Annotated in this window: 9 protein-coding genes; 8 read left to right on the top strand and 1 reads right to left on the bottom strand. The window is 63.7% G+C overall.

The annotated features are described in order from the left end of the window. The first annotated feature begins 128 nt into the window (after positions 1 to 128). Positions 129 to 4,847 carry a PA14 domain-containing protein gene (locus QE412_RS00940; RefSeq protein ID WP_307479002.1) on the top strand — a complete coding sequence of 1,573 codons (4,719 nt, stop codon included), beginning with the start codon at positions 129 to 131 and terminating at the stop codon, positions 4,845 to 4,847. On the opposite strand, the gene QE412_RS00945 is transcribed toward QE412_RS00940, so the two are convergent. After that, positions 4,800 to 5,081, bottom strand: a complete 282-nt coding sequence (locus tag QE412_RS00945) for a hypothetical protein (protein WP_307479005.1) — start codon at positions 5,079 to 5,081, stop codon at positions 4,800 to 4,802. The two genes, QE412_RS00940 and QE412_RS00945, sit on opposite strands and share 48 nt — an antisense overlap. Positions 5,082 to 5,121: 40 nt before the next feature. Here QE412_RS00945 and QE412_RS00950 point away from each other — a divergent pair, with 40 nt between their 5' ends. From QE412_RS00950 to QE412_RS00980, 7 genes are all read left to right on the top strand, one after another. Then, on the top strand, positions 5,122 to 6,846 hold the full coding sequence (locus QE412_RS00950; RefSeq protein ID WP_307479008.1) for a hypothetical protein: 1,725 nt from the start codon (positions 5,122 to 5,124) through the stop codon (positions 6,844 to 6,846). A 1,181-nt stretch (positions 6,847 to 8,027) separates the two neighbouring features. Continuing rightward, complete coding sequence (locus tag QE412_RS00955; protein ID WP_307479011.1) at positions 8,028 to 8,663, top strand: tetratricopeptide repeat protein; 636 nt, start codon at positions 8,028 to 8,030, stop codon at positions 8,661 to 8,663. Positions 8,664 to 8,675: 12 nt separating this feature from the next. Further along, on the top strand, positions 8,676 to 10,094 hold the full coding sequence (locus QE412_RS00960) for a hypothetical protein (protein WP_307479014.1): 1,419 nt from the start codon (positions 8,676 to 8,678) through the stop codon (positions 10,092 to 10,094). A gap of 1,085 nt (positions 10,095 to 11,179) precedes the next feature. Further along, positions 11,180 to 12,355 (top strand): hypothetical protein, encoded by a 1,176-nt coding sequence (locus QE412_RS00965; protein ID WP_307479017.1) that lies wholly within the window; start codon positions 11,180 to 11,182, stop codon positions 12,353 to 12,355. Then, positions 12,349 to 12,834 (top strand): hypothetical protein, encoded by a 486-nt coding sequence (locus tag QE412_RS00970; RefSeq protein WP_307479019.1) that lies wholly within the window; start codon positions 12,349 to 12,351, stop codon positions 12,832 to 12,834. Before QE412_RS00965 ends, QE412_RS00970 begins: the two co-directional genes overlap by 7 nt. Before the next feature lie 426 nt (positions 12,835 to 13,260). After that, entirely contained in the window at positions 13,261 to 14,952 is a 1,692-nt protein-coding gene (locus QE412_RS00975) for a hypothetical protein (RefSeq protein WP_307479022.1), read from the top strand. Positions 14,953 to 16,987: 2,035 nt separating this feature from the next. Continuing rightward, complete coding sequence (locus QE412_RS00980) at positions 16,988 to 18,187, top strand: hypothetical protein (protein WP_307479024.1); 1,200 nt, start codon at positions 16,988 to 16,990, stop codon at positions 18,185 to 18,187. The last annotated feature ends 758 nt before the right edge of the window (positions 18,188 to 18,945 follow it).

Genomic DNA, 18,945 nt, shown 5'->3' on the forward strand with positions numbered 1-18,945 from the left:
CGGTTGCGGGATGCGTTATGCGTCTTTTTAGCGTGATTCTTCTGAAGTAACGCTGTGAGTACTCTCGGCGAAACCTGGATCTGCAGGTGTCGGTCGGCGGCCGGGTCGGCGCCGTTGAGGGGGTACGTGTGCGTCATCCTGCGCGAATTTTCTGGGTCTCACTCGTTGCGATCGTCGCGATGGTGGTGGGGGCGGCGGTTCCCGTCCAAGCGGCCGTCGTGTCGCGGGCGGACACGGGCGATGTCGCTGCCGAGCAGCCTGCGCTGCCCGGGGGTGAGGCGCCGGCCGCAGAAGCCTCGGTGCCCGAAGGCGTCTTCGATTCTCCTTCCGACGTGGCCGCCGCGCCGGAGCCGGTGTCGACGGTGGCCCCGGAGGCACCCGTGACGACCGCGTTCGATTCGAGCCAGATCGATCGAGCCCACCTCGAGGTGGTTGCGCGCACCGAGGACTCGACCACCTACCGGACGCCGGACGGTGGCACGGCGAAGTACCTCACGCCCGGTCCGCAGAACGTGCAAACGGATGACGGGTGGAAAGAGATCAACACCGACGTGTCGTCTGCCGACGAGGGGTGGGAGGTCGACGATCACCCGCTGAGCCCGCAGTTCGCGAAGTCGGCGGCCGACGCGGATGCGTTGTCGGTCAGCCGTGACGGTCACGACGTGTCGATGTCGTTGATCGGCGCGGTGGATGGGGATGTGGCGGCGCCGTTCTGGTTCTGGGACGACCACTCCGAGCTCACCTATCGCGACGTCAAGCCGGGCATCGACTTGCAGTACGAGGTGCAGTCGGGAGGGATCAAAGAGAACCTCATTTTGAAGACCGCGCCGTCGTCGAACGGGTGGGTCTGGCGACTGGATCCGGGCTCTCTGACCCCGTCGCTGGCCAAGGACGGTTCTGTGGTGATGTCGGATGCGTCCGGGGGTGCGGTGTTGGCGATTCCGGCGCCGGTGGCGTGGGATTCGTCGGGGCAGGCGGGAGAGCGTGAGTCGGTCACGATCGCTCCCACACCGCGGCTCACGAAGGCTCTCGATGGCACGTGGCGGTACTGGTTGCAGGTGCCCTCTGCCTGGCTCAAGGACTCGAAGCGGGTATACCCGGTCACGATCGACCCCGGTTTCAGCATCACGGGGAGCACCGCGTACAAGTCCGATGGGGTGGTCTTCAACAACACGCTCTACGTCGGCAACACGCGCGAGAACTACACCAACCGGTACTGGCGGTCGGTGGTGACCGTCGACTATGGCGATATCCCGGGTAAGTTCATCGCCGGCGCGCAACTGAGCCTCGGGTACGCGAATTACGGCACGACGTCGCAGCAAGACGGTTGGGTGCAGCACGCCTCGTGCTTCGGCTACAACTGCATGACCACCCACATCGCCTCCTATCGTCTCGGCACGGGGTGGACAGACACCGAGGGCTGGGGCATGGCTCAGCGCCTCGTGGATCGATTCCGGATCAACGACAGACCCGCGTGGCTCATCGGGGGCTACGAGGGAGGCTCCTACTCGTTCAAGAGCCTGAACGTGGGGATGTGGATCGACTACTGGGACTATCCGTCGGTGTGGACGGGGTCTCCCGGAAATGGTGCGACCGGGGTCGGGCTGACTCCCACGCTCACGCTGGGGGCCTCCAATCCGGGCAACAGAACCCAGCACTACGCGTTCGAGGTGGCCACCGATCCGGGGATGAGCAACCTGGTGTACTCCACCCCGTGGTTGTCGGGTCAGAGCACGCAGGTTCCGGAGGGAGTGTTGCGCCCGGGAACGGACTACTACTGGCGCTCCCGCGTCGTCGATGACGCGCACGGGCATCTGGGGCAGTCGACGGACCGGTATTCGGGTGTGGTGAAGTTCACCACCAACCAGGTTCCCGTGCCCCCCGTGGGCACGGCGACGCCTGGTGCGTTGCCGACCGAGGCTGTTCCGGCGGTCACGACGTTGACGCCGACGCTTCAGGTGGATCATGTCGCCGACACGGATTCGGCGGGCGGGTCGATGTCGTACGAGTTCAAGCTCGCGACCGGGTCGGATGCGAAGTCGGGTGCCGTGGTGACTTCGGGGTGGATCACCCCCGGCTCGGATGGCAAGGCGAGGTGGACGGTGCCTGCGGGCGCGTTGCAGGACGGCGGTGTCTATTCCTGGACGGTTGCGTCGCGGGACGGGCAGGACACCAACCGTTTCAACACGTGGGTGAAACGCTTCCGCACCGATCTGCGTCTCGGTGCGTCCGGACCATCTCCGTTCGACACGGCCGGGCCGGTCACCACGAACCTCGCGAACGGGAACGCGACGGTGTCGTTCGCCTCGCCCACCGTGACCACCCTCGGTGGGCCGATGGGGATGTCGTTCACCTACAACTCTCAGGAGGTCCCGGGCGCGAATCGGGGTGTGACGGGTGAGTATTTCGATGCGCGGGTGAACGGTGGTGCGCCGAGCAGCTTCGACCTGACCGACAAGGTTCCCGTGCTGGTGCGTACCGATCCGGGGGTGTCCTTCGACTGGGGAACCGGGTCACCAGCTGACGCCGTGCCCGCGGACTACTTCATGGCCCGGTGGTCGGGCTACGTCACTCTTCCGGCGGCGTATGTCGGGAAGCAGGTACAGTTCGGGGTGCGTCAAGACGACGGTGCGCGCTTGTGGGTCAACGGCGAGAAGCTCGTCGACAACTGGAACTTCTCCTCACCGACCACGACGTGGGGAGCAGCCCGCACGTTCGGCGGGAGCGCTATGCCGTTTCGTTTCGAGTTCTTCGAGAACACCGTCACCGCCGTGGCGGAGATGTGGGTCAAGGTCGACGGAAACGAGTTCGTCGTGCCGCCGGACTGGTTCACCAAGAAGGTGCGGACGCTCCCGCAAGGGTGGGGTGGGTCGGTGCCGATCGCGGGCGCGAGCGCGAACTGGGTGTCCGCGCAGATCACGGATTCCTCGATCATCCTCACCGATGTCACCGGCCGTGTGCATACCTATCTGAAGGTCTCCGGCGGCGGGTACCAGGCACCGTCGGGAGAGTACGGCGTGGCCAGCCTCGACGGCAACGGGTGGGTGGTGTTCACCGACGAAGACGGCACCGTGTACCAGTTCACCAAAGAGGGACGCGTCGCGTCGGCGACCCCGCCGGAAGACGTGCGTAAGGCGGCGGCCCCGCAGACCATCCTGAACGCCAACGGCGTGGCCACGCAGATCGTCGACCCGGTGTCCAAGAGCGGCAGTACTTACCTGCGACAGATCGCCTTCACCTACCAAGATGGCGGGCAGACCGCGTGCCCGACGCAGACCGGCTCCGGTTACGCGAAAGCTCCCGTAGACATGCTGTGTCAGATCGCGTACCCGGACGGGACGAACACGCAGTTGTTCTACAACACCGCGGGACAGCTCGCGCTGATCCTCGACCCGGGTAACGAGCGCACCATGTTCGGCTACGACTCCGACGGGTTCCTCAACCAGATCCGCGACGTCACCGCCAACGACAGCATCCCCGTCACCGCTGCCGCGGCCACCAACGACCCTGCGTCCACCCTCATCACGTACACGGGCGGCAAGGTCGCCACGGTCACGCTGCCCGCACCGGATGGTGTCACGCAGGCTGATCGTCCGTCCCGTACCTATGGGTACGAGTCGGGACGCACCTCGCTCACCATCGCGGGCCTGTCCAACGCCACGCAGTGGGCTGAATACGACAGCGCCTGGCGGCAGACCGCCAGGGTCAGCGCCATGGGTGTCCGCACGACTCAGACCTGGGATCCAGCGAAAGACCTCGTGCTCTCCACCACCGACTCCACAGGCCTCGTGTCGACCCGCGTGTACGATGCGGTCGATCGTCCGGTCGAATCCTTCAGCGCCGCCCCGGCCGCCTGCTTCGGCTCCGACCGGCGCCCCGTCTCCGGGGCGGAGAGCGTCAGCGGGTGCGGCGTCACACCGGCGAAATCGAGCACGGTGTATGACGAGGGTCTTCACGGTCTCCAGGTCGCGTATTACAGCAACACGCGCAAGCTCTCGGGCAAGCCCGAGGTGTATGCGCTGGGTGTGGGCGGTCCTGACGGAGCGTTCCAGAGGGACTGGGGACAGGATTCGCCGGTTCCCGGTGTCGTCTCGAATGATAACTTCTCGCTCCGCGCGACGGGATTGGTGACGTTCGCCCAGGCGGGCTCGTATCAGCTGCGCAGTTACAGCGACGACGGCGTGCGGGTGTGGCTCGACGACGTTCTGCTGGTTGATCGGTGGGTGGATCAGTCGCCGACCGATGTCGACAGCCCGCCGTTTCAGGTGGCCGAGGGCGAGGTGCGCCGGGTGCGGCTGGAGTACTTCGACAGCGGCGCCGGCGCGCGCGTCGACCTGCAGTGGAAGCTGCCGGGGGCGGCAGGCTTCCAGATCATTCCGGGCAGCCGGCTGCGCCCCGACTACGGGCTGGTCACCCGCTCCGTGGTCGATGACGCGACGTCCGTCCCCGGTGCCGCCGCGCCGTCGGTGGTGAGCGAGAAGACCTATCAGGATCCGATCGTCGGGCAGGTGTCGGCGGCGACCGTCGACCCGGGCGGCCTGGGGCTGAAGAGCACGGCGAGTTGGGAGACGGTGAATGGGTCGGGCTGGCTGCGGCAGAAGTCGAAGGCTCTGCCCCGCCGCCGCGGCATCCGGTTCGATCACGGATGCCAACAGCACGACGCGCGCCTATTACGGCGACACCGAGCCGCTGACGGAAGACACCTGCGGCGTGCCGTCGGGAACACGTCAGTTTGGGATGCTGAAGTCATCGACCGGTCCGACGCCGGCCAGCGGGCCGGCGATCGTGACCTCGTACGTCTACGACGTCATGGGGCGCACGGCGGGCACGCGCGTCACCGGCGATGAGGCGTGGTCGTGCACGACGGTCGACGCCCGCGGCCGCACGGTCAAGGAGGTATCGGTCGGTGCAGCCGGCGTTGCAACCGATACCGTCACGACGACGTACACGCCCACGTCGACCGGGCTCACCGTCACGGTGGTCGGCTCGCCGGTGACCGGATCGAGCACGTCGGCGACCACGACGAAAACCGACCTGCTCGGGCGCGTCGTGTCGTACACCGACGTGTGGGGTGTGGTCACGACCCCCGTCTACGAACCGCTCACCGGACGCGTGCTCCGGGTGACGACCGCGGGACCGGGTGTTCCGTCGTCGACGACGGCGTTCGCGTACGACCGTGACGGCAAGACGACCACGGTGACGTTCAACGGTCAGGTGTACGCGGCCTCGTCGTTCGACGCCAAACAGCGGATCGCGCAGGTGGCGTATCTGGGCGGGTCATCGCTGGGTGTGGCCTGGGATGACAAACGCGGCACGATCGGGTCGCAGACGTGGTCGTTCCCGTCGTCGGCGTCGATCACCGATGAGGTGACGCGGTCGGTGGCGGGGCGGATCGTGCGGGAGAGCATCTCGCAGGGTGACCGGGTCTTCGAATCGACGTACGGGTATGACGCGGCGGGACGGCTCGTGTCAGCGAAGATTCCGGGGCACGAGTTGTCGTACGAGTTCGCGTCGTCGGGTGGGTGCGGGCCGAACACCGCCGCCGGTGCTTCAGGTAATCGGACGCGGTCTGTCGATCGGTACACCGCGCCGGGTTCTTCGGCGGCGAGCGTGACCACGGCCGAGTACTGCTACGACTGGGCGGACCGGTTGTTGTCGAATCCGGTGTGGGGCTCGGTGCCGGGGGCGTCGCAGATCGCGGACGGTTTCAACGCCGACGAGATCACCTATGACGTGCGGGGCAACACGACGCGGTTGTCGAACCTGCTGTTCTCCTATGACGCGGAGAACCGTCACATCGGGACGCGGACGTATGCCGGGTCGGTGGTGTCGGTGGTGCGGGATGGTTCGGGTCGTGTGGTGTCGCGGACGGTGGATCCGGCCGGTGATGCTCCGTCGGTGACGTCGCGGTATGTGTATGCCGGGGCCGGGGATTCCCCGTGGGCGGTGGTGTCGGGGGATGCCGGGGCGACGGTGTTCTTGTCTCTGCCGGGTGGGGTGACGGTCGATGTCCCGTCTTCTGGTGTGGCGTCGTGGTCGTATCCGTCGTTGCAGGGTCACACGCTGACCACGGGCGACGGGGCTACCTCGTCGGGCGTGCAGCTGTATGACCCGTTCGGTCAGCCCCTCGAGGCGGGCACTCTCGCGCTCGGTACGGGCGCGGCGAACGAGTCGGGTTCGGTGAACGGCACGACGGGGTGGCATCAGGGCGCGCAGAAGCTCACCGAGGCGTTGGAGACGGCGCTGGTGGTCGAGATGGGTGCCCGGTTGTATGTGCCGGCGTTGGGACGGTTCTTGCAGGTGGACCCGGTCGAGGGCGGCGTCGACAACGACTACGTCTGGCCGACCGACCCGATCGGGAAGAACGACCTGACCGGACGGGCATGGTGGGACGATATGGTCGCTGCCGCTGGTCAGGCCGTCAATGCGGTTGGAAAGTGGGCCTGGGATAACAGGCTCATGCTGGCGCATGCTGCCCTGAACGTTGTCGCTGGCGCGCTGACCGTCGCCGCGACCGCTGCTGTGTGCGTCGGGACCGTTGGCGTGGGCTGCGTGATAGCGGCCGGAGCGGCGTTTGGGCTATTGACGAATGTTGTTCCTCACTTTGTATTGGACCGAGCGGTGGGGCACAAGACAACCGCACGAGAGGCCATAAGTTACGTAGTTGCCGCGCCGATACGAGGGGCTGCCGGGATTCCGATGCGCCAGGCGCAACAGGCCGTTGTGGGTGCGGTTGTTGGGGCAGCCAGGTGGGCTGCAGGAGGAGCTGCACGTGCCGCCAGTTCCGTTATTCGCAGTGCATATCGGTCCATAAGGACCTTCAGCGGAGGGTTGCGTTTATATTGAGCCAAGACTACAAAGCGTTTTTCGCGAGCTTCTCGAGAAGGCGTTCATTTTTCTGGTACTTCTGCTTAGGCCCGTCCGTCATAGTTCTCACATTCTATCCTCTTGCGGGAGACTACTATTGGATATGGCTCTTGTCGCTACCGCTCATCATGATCCTTGGGATCGGCGAACTTGTTCGGTATTTCAGAATGAGAAAGAATACGGCTTCGAGTGCCGATTCTGAGGTGTCCGATATTTAATTTCCCGCGCTTGTCCTTGATTGGGTAGACCAATTTCATTGTTGGACCTGCTGTTCTCGTATGACGCGGAGAACGGTCACATCGGGACGCGGACGTATGCCGGGTCGGTGGTGTGGGATGGGTCGGGTCGTGTGGTGGCGCGGACGGTGGATCCGGCCGGTGAGGCGCCGGCGGTGACGACGCGGTACGTGTGTGCCGGGGCCGGGGATTCCCCGTGGGCGGTGGTGTCGGGGGAGGCCGGGGCGACGGTGTTCTTGTCGCTGCCGGGTGGGGTGACGGTCGATGTTCCCGCGTCGGGTGTGGCGTCGTGGTCGTATCCGTCGTTGCAGGGTCACACGCTCACGACCGGCGATGGGGCCACCTCGTCGGGGGTGCAGCTGTACGACCCGTTCGGTCAGCCGCTCGAGGCGGGCACTCTCGCGCTGGGGACGGGGGCGGCGAACGAGTCGGGTTCGATGAACGGGACGACGGGGTGGCATCAGGGCGCGCAGAAAGCTGACGGGGGCGTTGGAGACGGCGCTGGTGGTCGAGATGGGTGCGCGGTTGTATGTGCCGGCGTTGGGTCGGTTCTTGCAGGTGGACCCGGTCGAGGACGGCGTCGACGACGACTATGTCAGGCCGACCCGACCCGATCGGGAAGAACGACCTCAGCGGGCAGTTCGCTATTGCGGCGGCGGCACCCCTCCTCGCATTCGGACCTTGGGGGTGGGCTGCGCTGGTCGCGGTCGTGGTGGTTGTGGCCCTCGTTGCCATCGCATCTACGCTCGGTTTCCAACGTGGGCTCAGCACGATGTTCTCGCGGAAGCAGAATGGTTCAACGCCCAAGGAGCATACGAAGGGTGCCAGGCCGTCGACTCTGAACAAGCATCAGAAGGGGCAGACGCGCAAAGATCAGAAGTTTATCGATAAGAAGAGACAGAAGCCGAAATGGAGAAACTATAAATGACCGAAGAAGCCGAGCCCGCTTCGAAATCTGATGCTGGCGATGATCGATCATTTCAAGAAAAAGTCAGCCTGACGGCCGAGGATCTCATAAGGGATGCTCAACGCTGGTACGAGAAAGAAGACTATTCGGCCGCGCGCGAACTAATGGAACGCGCTAAAGATATTGGCGGAGGTGGTGATGAGTTTCATCACAACTTGGGTTTGATATATATGGCGCAAGGTGATTACCTGGAGGCCATTCGATCATTCGAAGAGTCTGTCGAGTCAATTCCAGATGGCCTCGTTAATCGCGGCTACTGCTGGGAGCTTGTTGGTGACTCTGAGAGGGCCAGGGCTGATTACTTAGCCGCCTTGCAAGTTGACTCACAAGACGTCGCCGCCCTCGTCAATCTCGGGACTCTCGACTTGGCGGAAGACCGTGTGGACGAAGCAAAAGCCGTGCTTTCCAGGGCCGTTGGCATTGATCCCCGGTGTAATTGGCAGCTGGCTGACGTTTTTCTCGAGTTGGGAGATCTTAAATCGGCAGAGCGCGCCCTAGAGCTGGCGGAGAGGGCGGGGGAAGAGCGCGCTACGGCTCAATTGTCTGAGGTTCGCGAAATGATCCGGATTGATTCTGTTCGGCGACTGCAGTAGTACGGCGCGTTGGTGATCCTTCCCGGCGCGCAGCTCCGACCCGACTACGGACTCGTGACGTTGAGAACGGTCGACGACGCCACGACCGTCGCGGGGGCGGCGGCACCGTCGATGACGACCGCGAATGCGTACGCCGACCCTGTCGTCGGTCAGGTCTCCGCGGTGACCGTCGGCCCGGGTGGTCTCGCGCTGAAGAGCACCGCGACCCACGAGACGGTGAACGGTCCCGGGTGGCTGCGACAGAAGTCCAAGGCCCTGCCCGCTGCCGCGGCATCCGGCTCGATCACGGATGCCACGAGCACGACCCGCGCCTACTACGGCGACGCAGAGCAACTGACGGAAGACACCTGCGGCGTGCCCGCAGGAACGCGCCAGTTCGGGATGCTGAAGTTCGACGCCAAACAGCGGATCGCGCGGGTGTCGTATCTGGGTGGTTCGTCGCTGGGTGTGGCCTGGGATGACAAGCGCGGCACGATCGGGTCGCAGACGTGGTCGTTCCCGTCATCTGCGTCGATCACCGATGAGGTGGCGCGGTCGGTGGCGGGGCGGATCGTGCGGGAGGGCATCTCGCAGGGTGATCGTGTTTTCGAGTCGACGTATGGGTATGACGCGGCGGGACGGCTCGTGTCGGCGCGGATTCCGGGGCATGAGTTGTCGTACGAGTTCGCGTCGTCGGGTGGGTGCGGGCCGAACACCGCGGCTGGTGCTTCGGGTAATCGGACGCGGTCTGTCGATCGGTATACGGCGCCGGGTTCTTCGGTGGCGAGCGTCACCACGGCGGAGTACTGCTACGACTGGGCGGATCGGTTGTTGTCGAATCCGGTGTGGGGTGCGGTGCCGGGTGCGTCGCAGATCGCGGACGGGTTCAACGCTGACGAGATCACGTACGACGTGCGGGGCAACACGACGCGGTTGTCGAACCTGCTGTTCTCCTATGACGCGGAGAACCGTCACATCGGGACGCGGACGTACGCGGGGTCGGTGGTGTCGATCGTGCGAGACGGGTCGGGTCGTGTGGTGTCGCGGACGGTGGATCCGGCCGGTGATGCTCCGGCCGTGACGACGCGATACGTGTACGCCGGTGCGGGGGATAGCCCGTGGGCGGTGGTGTCGGGGGATGCCGGGGCGACGGTGTTCCTGTCCCTGCCGGGCGGGGTGACGGTCGATGTCCCGTCTTCTGGTGTGGCGTCGTGGTCGTATCCGTCGTTGCAGGGCCACACGCTAACCACGGGCGACGGAGCCACCTCGTCGGGCGTGCAGCTGTACGACCCGTTCGGTCAGCCCCTCGAGGCGGGCACCCTCGCGCTGGGCACGGGTGCGGCGAACGAGTCGGGTTCGGTGAACGGGACGACGGGGTGGCATCAGGGGGCGCAGAAGCTGACGGAGGCGTTGGAGACCGCCCTGGTCGTGGAGATGGGCGCCCGGTTGTAGGTGCCGGCGTTGGGTCGGTTCTTGCAGGTGGACCCGGTCGAGGGCGGCGTCGACAACGACTATGTCTGGCCGACGGACCCGATCGGGAAGAACGACCTGAGCGGGCGGGCGTGGTGGGAAGACGTGGGTCGAGCAGTTACTGACTCCGCGGTCGGGAAGGCAGCGCTATTCGCCTGCGGGTTCATCCCAGGATGGGTAGGCGCTGCATGCGGAGTAGTTGAGACCGTCGCGTATCTGGCACAGGGGCGGATAGGCGAGGCCGCAGTCGCGGCAGTGGGAGCGCTCGCTGGCGCTGTAGGTGTGAACGGTGTTCTAAAGGCGGCGGCATCAACAATCAAGGCGACTGCTAGGGCTCGTGTCGTCAATCAAGTCGGTTCCTTCGCTGGGCATGGGGTATATCGCCGGGCCGTTCGATCGGCGAAATCCCAGATCGAACTCCCTTCGACTGCGGCAACAAATGTGGCCGTTAATGCCGCAGGAGACGCTCTGCGCCCGGAATCCTCCAAGTGGACGTACAAGCGAATGCGAGATGCCTTCATGAGAAGATGGGTTCGGTGATTCGTGAGCGGAGTAACAGTTCCGGGATCTGCTCGCGGGGTTCGTGTCGCCGGTATGTCTTGCGGGCTCACATTCTCGACCGCAACCATCCTGGGAACAGCAGGCGGGCGTCCGCCCGAGGGAGTTGTTGGGGTTGGCACTGTTCTACTCGCCGCCATGATTTACGCAGTATGCGCATATTCAATTCTGCGACCATGGTTTATGGGCGTGTGCATAGAGCGCGATGTTGTTGTGGTACGTAGCTGGTTCCGCGATTATCGCGTCCCTCTGGTGAATATCGAGAGAGTCTCGACTGTCCCGTATCTCGGTTCGGCTGCTGTGGGTGAAGTGGGATGGTTGCCGTTTGTGGGTTCCATATCAATTCTGCGCTTAGAAGGAGAAAATGGGAGCAGTAAATCCTTTCCAAGTACAGTTGGCGGGATGCGAACCGTACTTCGGGTAGCGCGGACTATTCGTGATGTCCAGTCCACGTCTGAATCTCAACTTGGCCCGGTCGGGGAGTGACCACAAGTGGTGTAGGTCCGGGGGTGTCGCAGATCGCGGACGGGTTCAACGCTGACGAGATCACCTATGACGTGCGGGGCAACACCACGCGGTTGTCGAACCTGCTGTTCTCCTATGACGCGGACAACCGTCATGTCGGGACCCGGACATACGCGGGCTCTGTGGTGTCGGTGGTGCGGGATGGGTTGGGTCGTGTGGTGTCGCGGACGGTGGATCCGGCCGGTGATGCGCCCGCGGTGACGTCGCGGTACGTGTACGCCGGGGCAGGGGATAGCCCGTGGGCGGTGGTGTCGGGGGATGCCGGAGCGACGGTGTTCTTGTCCCTGCCGGGTGGGGTGACGGTCGATGTTCCCGCGTCGGGTGTGGCGTCGTGGTCGTATCCGTCGTTGCAGGGTCACACGCTCACGACGGGCGACGGGGCCACCTCGTCGGGGGTGCAGCTGTACGACCCGTTCGGTCAGCCGCTTGAGGCGGGCACTCTCGCGTTGGGCACGGGTGCGGCGAACGAGTCCGGTTCGGTGAACGGGACGACGGGCTGGCATCAAGGGGCGCAGAAGCTGACCGAGGCGCTCGAGTCGGCGTTGGTGGTCGAGATGGGTGCGCGTTTGTATGTGCCGGCGTTGGGTCGGTTCTTGCAGGTGGACCCGGTCGAGGGCGGCGTCGACAACGACTACGTCTGGCCGACCGATCCGATCGGGAAGAACGACCTGAGCGGGCGGGCCTGGTGGGAAGACGTGGCGAGGGGGATTCAGTCCGCAGCTCAAGCCGTCACCGATTCGCCCATTGGCAAGGCGGCACTTTTCGCGTGTGGGTTTGTTCCAGGCTGGATAGGTGTTGGTTGCGCGATCGTCGAAACCGTTGCATATGTTGTCCAAGGCCGCGCGGGTGAGGCAGCCGTTGCTGCTGCGGGAATCGCCGCAGGCGCAATTGGTATGAGAAGCACTTTGAAGGCGGCGGCGTCAGCCATCGAAGCCACTGCTCGAGCGCGCGCAGTTCGTCAACTCGGAAGTCTCCCGGGTAGACAGGGGACTAGGCCGTACGTCCGAAATGCGGCGAGGCAGATCGAAGGGCCAGCGAATGCCGCGATGAACATTGCCAACAACGCTCTCGCGGACGCCGCGCGCCCGTACGCGACGAAGTACAGGACGCCGTCGCTAATCGGCGCTACGCGGGCAGCAAGGCGGTACTTGCTGTGGTGAAGAAATCCGGTGTCTACGTCCATGGCTCGGCGAAGGGCGTTCGAGTCGGTGGAGCGATTCTGGGCGGCGCATGGATGGTGATGGCTTTACCTCCTCTCTTCATCGAGTCCGAGAATCTCGGCCTTCTTCCCCTCTCTCCACTCTTTCTGTATTGGATTATCCGGCCGTGGTTCATGGGGGTTTGGCTCACAGAGGAGCATGTGGTGGTGAAAAGTTGGTATCGGCGATATCGGCTACCCGTGGGCGAAATTTCCTCCGCGTCAGTAGCGGGTTACTTCGGCCTTCTATCCAAGGGGGTGATCCGATGGATACCTTTCGTCGGCGCGGTGGGCACACTACTCATCACAGAGCAGTCCGGTCGACGTCGCGATTTCCCGAGCACGATAGCGAAACGCAAGGCGGCACTGAGGCTGGCCATACGAGTCCGTCATCATGTAGGAATCGAACACCCGCGGTCGGACGTGTCTGCGCTGGAATGAGCCGGATCGTGGCGAGGCCCTCTGGTTTTCAGATGCCGGAGCGCGTTAAGGGGCCGATACAGGATTCCTTCGTCAGAAGATGGGCGAGGTGACTCGTGGGTGGGCGAAGAAGCGGTTTGGGAAAATTCGCAGTATGTGTCGTTGTCGTGATTTTATCATTTGCTATGCCGTTTTATGTGGGAAACACGTTCGCACTATTGGCCATATTAGGGGCCATGGGCGCATGCCTTCTGGTCGCCAAGTTCACCTTCCGAGATCCCGCAAAAAGGAATTTCGAAAATAGGCGCGAAGTATCTGACGAGGGCACCCGCGATGCGCCGACCATATTGATCATGGCAGTCCCAGTAGTCGTTTCCGTTGCGACTATCGTCGCGATCATCTGGGCCTCAGGCGCCGGCATATGACGCTCCAGACGCGGGATCGGGTGTGCCGTCGTCGACGACGGCGTTCGCGTACGACCGAGACGGCAAGACGACGACGGTGACGTTCAACGGGCAGGTGTACGCGGCGTCGTCGTTCGACGCGAAGCAGCGCATCGCGCAGGTGTCCTACTTGGGCGGCTCGTCGCTGGGGGTGTCGTGGGATGACAAGCGCGGCACGATCGGGTCGCAGACGTGGTCGTTCCCGTCGTCGGCGTCGATCACTGATCAGGTGACGCGGTCGGTGGCCGGGCGGATCGTGCGTGAAGGCATCTCGCAGGCGGGTCGTTCGTTCGATTCGACGTATGGGTATGACGCGGCGGGGCGGTTGGTGTCGGCGAAGATTCTGGGTCATGAGTTGTCGTATGAGTTCGCGTCGTCGGGTGGGTGTGGTCCGAATACCTCGGCGGGTGCGTCGGGCAACCGTACGCGGTATGTCGATCGGTACACGGCGCCGGGCGCGTCTCAGGAGGCGGTGACGACGGCGGAGTACTGCTACGACTGGGCGGACCGGTTGCTGTCGAATCCCGTGTGGGGTGCGGGGCCGGGGGCATCGCAGATCGCCGATGGTGTGGGTGCGGATGAGATCGCATACGACGTGCGGGGGAACACGACCCGTTTGTCGAACCTGTTGTTCTCGTACGACGCGGAGAACCGCCATGTCGGGACGCGGACGTACGCCGGCTCGGTGGTGTCGGTGGTGCGGGATGGTTCGGGTCGTGTGGTGTCGCGGACGGTGGATCCGGCGGGTGATGCTCCGGCGGTGACGTCGCGGTATGTGTATGCCGGGGCGGGGGATAGCCCGTGGGCGGTGGTGTCAGGGGATGCCGCGGTGACGGTGTTCCTTTCACTGCCGGGCGGAGTGACGGTCGATGTCCCTGCGTCGGGTACGGCTTCGTGGTCGTATCCGTCGTTGCAGGGTCACACGCTGACGACGGGCGACGGGGCCACCTCGTCGGGGGTGCAGCTGTACGACCCGTTCGGTCAGCCGCTTGAGGCGGGCACTCTCGCGTTGGGCACGGGTGCGGCGAACGAGTCGGGTTCGGTGAATGGGACGACGGGGTGGCATCAGGGTGCGCAGAAGCTGACCGAGACACTTGAGTCGGCGCTGGTGGTCGAGATGGGCGCCCGGTTGTATGTGCCGGCGCTGGGTCGGTTCTTGCAGGTGGATCCGGTCGAGGGTGGTGTGGACAACGATTACGTCTGGCCGACGGACCCGATCGGCAAGAACGACCTGAGCGGGCGGGCCGTGTGGGAGGACGTTGCCGACAACGCCATTATGGTCGGGGCACTCGTCGGACTCGCCGCCCTAGTCTGCGTGGTATGTGCTGTCATCGGGACAGTGGCGGCCGTTGCGAGTGTGAGTATGGGCGTTTACAAGGTGGCGACGGGTCGCCCGGAGGGCCTAGTCGATATCGCAACTGGTGCTGCTGGGGGACTATTCAGTGCCGGTGCGAAGATGTTCCGTGCCAGCAGCGCTGCTGCCAAGACCGTCGCACGAGTTCAGGGAACAGCAGCGAAGGTGGCACCACGGACCTGGTCTAGGCAGAGAACTGCGGCAGCGAGAGCTGATAGATGGGGACTCTCATTTAGTGTGACGGACACAACTCGAACCGCTTATCAGAAGCGAACAGAGTGGACCCCGAGGCGCACTTATGCGCCTGGGAGGACATGGCAAGGACGGGGGTGGCGGTTGTGAAATCTTTCGTCCTCCGATATGCCAAAACTCTCGCTACCTTCGCACCAATGATTGTCATCGTTTTTTACATACCGCCAGGATCGTTGTCGTCAAAAATAATCCAGACGATCATTTTTGTATTTCTGCTATTGTCTGCGCATCTTCTAGAGTTTGCAGTTTATTCGCGTCATCCCATTCGCCGGCAAGCTCTAGATCGGGCGGATCTGGCGAAACTGCCTCCAGGGCAAACGCGCCGGACTCTTCGACAGAAGTTCGAGCATGACCAAAGGGAGGTGCGAAATGAGTCCGCGAAGGATTCGAGCCAAGCAAGCTCAGAGCGGCACTCTGGAGAACTAATTTGATCCACAGGCGGAGGCGACAGGTTAGTGGTGTCGCCGTCAGGGAACACCACCCGGTTGTCGGACTTGTTGTTCTCGAACGACGCGGAGAACCGTCATGTGGCGACGCGGACGTACGCGGGCTCGGTGGTGTCGGTGGTGCGGGATGGGTCGGGTCGTGTGGTGTCGCGGTCGGTGGATCCGGCGGGTGATGCGCCGCGGGTGATCACGCGGTATGTGTATGCGGGGGCGGGGGATTCTCCGTGCGCGGTGGTGTCGGGGGATGCCGGTGCGACGGTGTTCTTGTCGTTGCCGGGCGGGGCGACGGTTGACGTTGCCGCGTCGGGTGCGGCGTCGTGGTCGTACCCGTCGCTGCAGGGTCACACGCTCACAACGGGCGATGGTTCCACGGTGTCGGGCGTCCAGTTGTATGACCCGTTCGGTCAACCTTTGGAATTGGGGGACGTTCGCGTTGGGCACGGGCGCGGCGAACGAGTCCGGTTCGGTGAACGGGACGACGGGGTGGCATCAGGGTGCGCAGAAGCTGACCGAGACACTTGAGTCGGCGCTGGTGGTCGAGATGGGCGCCCGGTTGTATGTGCCGGCGCTGGGTCGGTTCTTGCAGGTCGACCCGGTCGAGGGCGGCGTCGACAACGACTACGTCTGGCCGACTGACCCGATTGGGAAGAACGACCTCAGCGGGCGGGCCTGGTGGGAAGACGTGGGTCGAGCAGTTACTGACTCGGCGGTCGGGAAGGCGGCTCTGTTGGCGTGTGGGTTTGTTCCTGGTCTCATCGGCGGGATCTGTGGAGCGGTGGAAAGTGTTGCGTACCTGATCCAGGGGAGACTCGGAGATGCTGGCGTGTCGGCGGTAGGGGCAGTAGCGGGAACTCTTGGGATGAAGGCGGTTTTCAAGGCGGCGGCGTCTACTTTGCAAGCGACAATCGCGGCGCGAGCGTTGGCGCAGAACGGTGCAATATCATCACGTCGAGCAACCAAGCCGATCGCACGCACAGTCAGGGCTCAATTGGAGCTTCCTCTCACTGCGACATTCAACTTGACCAATTCTGCGGTGGGTGATCTCGTGCGCCCTTCCGTTCAGTGGATGAAAATCGACGTGTCAGGTGGTCCCCGTCGTCCTGGAGGTCGTGGACGGGTGCGAGCTTGGTAGTCCAGCGGTTGCCCGGCTCGGCGAATGGAGCGCGTCTGGGTGGGGCGTTTTTCGCCGTGTTCTTTGGTTGGCCGATGCTGACATACGACTGGTCCGTGCCCGGTACGAAGATGGCGCTCTGGATCCTGCTACCCGTTCTATTCTGGACTGCTCGCCCATGGTTTATGGGCGTCTGGCTGACGGATGACAGCGTCATTGTGCGAGATTGGTTTAGGGTCTCACGAATATCTTTAGGCGACATTGAGCGAGTATCTGTTGTCCGGTATACGGGAAGTTTCTCGTGGGGTTCTATCGGTTGGATTCCGTTCGTCGGTCCCGTCGCTGTCTTGAAGATCGTCGACAAGCTTGGGAAGGAGAGAGACTTCCCGGGGACGATCGGGCGACGCTCGTCTGTTCTGAGGACGGCTGCCCATATTCGTCGGCGCGGGGGTATCAGTTCTCCCCGGCTTGATTTTGACCCCATGCAATGAGGAGTTATGAAGTTCGCGTCTCGGCGGATCGGTTGTTGTCGAATTCGGTGTGGGGTGCGGGGCCGGGGGCGTCGCATGTGAATGACGGTTTCGGTGCGGATGAGATCGCGTATGACGTGCGGGGCAACACGACGCGGTTGTCGGACTTGTTGTTCTCGTACGACGCGGAGAACCGTCATGTCGGGACGCGTACGTACGCGGGCTCGACCGTGTCGATCGTGCGTGATGGTTCGGGTCGTGTGGTGTCGCGGTCGGTGGATCCCGCGGGTGATGCGCCGCGGGTGATCACGCGGTATGTGTATGCGGGTGCGGGGGATTCTCCGTGGGCGGTGGTGGCGGGGGATGCCGCTGCGGTGGTGTTCCTCTCGTTGCCGGGTGGGGTGACGGTCGATGTTCCCGCCTCGGGTGTGGCGTCGTGGTCGTATCCGTCGTTGCAGGGGCACACGTTGACGACGGGGGATGGGTCGTCGTCGTCGGGGGTGCAGTTGTATGACCCGTTCGGTCAGCCGCTCGAGGCGGGCACCCTCGCTCTGGGCACGGGCGCGGCGAACGAGTCCGGTTCGGTGAACGGGACGACCGGGTGGCATCAAGGGGCGCAAAAGCTCACCGAGACGCTCGAGTCGGCGCTGGTGGTCGAGATGGGCGCCCGGTTGTACGTGCCCGCGTTGGGACGGTTCTTGCAGGTCGATCCGGTCGAGGGCGGCGTCGACAACGACTACGTCTGGCCCACCGACCCGATCGGGAAGAACGACCTCACCGGGCGTGCCGAGGGCGATGAGTGGTGGAGAACCGTCGGAGCGATCGCCGTGGCGGGACTGGCCCTTGCAGGGACAATCGCCTGCGCGGCCACCGTTGCTTGCGGCGTTGCTGTCGCGGTGGGCATCGGAGTGGCCGCGGGGGCGGCGAGTTACGCCGTTAGTACAGGGGGAACCAAGCGATTCAGCTGGGGGGGGCTCGCCGCTTCGGCGGCGCTCGGCGGCCTCACCGCGGGAAAGGTGCCCGCAATGGGAGCGGGCGCTCGTTCGCTATTTTCTTTCTCGCCGGGCCTCGCGCAGCGGCTGTCCACATCCCGATTTCTTGGAGAGAGTAGCCGATTGTTTGGCTCTGCAAACCTAGGCACGCGGAGCGGTGCCTTGAATAATCCTGCATGGAGATTCAGAGTGGGATGGTCGACGTTAGGCAGGCGTGTGACGGGTACCACCACTCACGCAGTATTCCGCGTGGCGGGACCTGGTAAAGGGCATTACAACATCTTCCGAGGGCGGTCTCTCTGTTGAGCGGTGAAGAACAGCTTCGGCGGCTGCGGTCGGAGATCGAGACATGGGGTTTTTATACTGCACATGAATTGCCGGGATCCGAAATCATCTATGCGGAGAGTCGGAACGGGAGTGGCTTGCCCATCGAAATGATCGTCGCGGATGGGTGTATCACATTCATATCGCTCGGAGAATACTTCTGGGCAGACTATGCGGCTTCAGATGTCGTTCAGACAGAGGCTCTCGGAATCATAGAGCTCGTCGTCTGTGGCGGCGCGGCCATTATCCGAGGGAAGCATGGGTGCCAGTTGTTGTGTGGCACGTTACAGCTGGACCGCAGCGCAAAAGAGAAAGTTCTGCGGCAATGGTCTCCTTGGCGTCCGCCTTCGCGTGTCTACGCTTCAATCTCGCTGCCAATAAAATGCTGACACGGCACTTGGCATGGTAAATCCATCGGCCACATACCTCCACGGTTCATCGAATGGCGCGCGAATCGGCGGACTTATCCTTGGGGGTGCATGGCTACTGGTGGCCCTGTCTCCCGTTTTCGTCGGATCGGGAACACTCGCATTGCTTCCGTTGTGCCCACTTTTCTTGTACTGGATGATTCGGCCCTGGTTCATGGGGGTTTGGTTGTCGGATCACGAGGTAGTGATATGTAGTTGGTACCGGACGTATCGAATACCTGTCGAGGATGTTGCTTCTGCGTCTGTGACGGGTTACCTCGGTCTTCTTTCCAAAGGGGTGATTCGATGGATACCTTTCGTTGGTCCGGTAGG

The organism is Microbacterium trichothecenolyticum (assembly GCF_030818955.1).
Classification (GTDB): domain Bacteria; phylum Actinomycetota; class Actinomycetes; order Actinomycetales; family Microbacteriaceae; genus Microbacterium; species Microbacterium trichothecenolyticum_B.

What these genes read in the sequence shown, in the direction of transcription:
- QE412_RS00955 (WP_307479011.1), top strand. Translation starts at nt 8,028, where the DNA reads ATGACCGAAGAAGCCGAGCCCGCTTCGAAATCTGATGCTGGCGATGAT.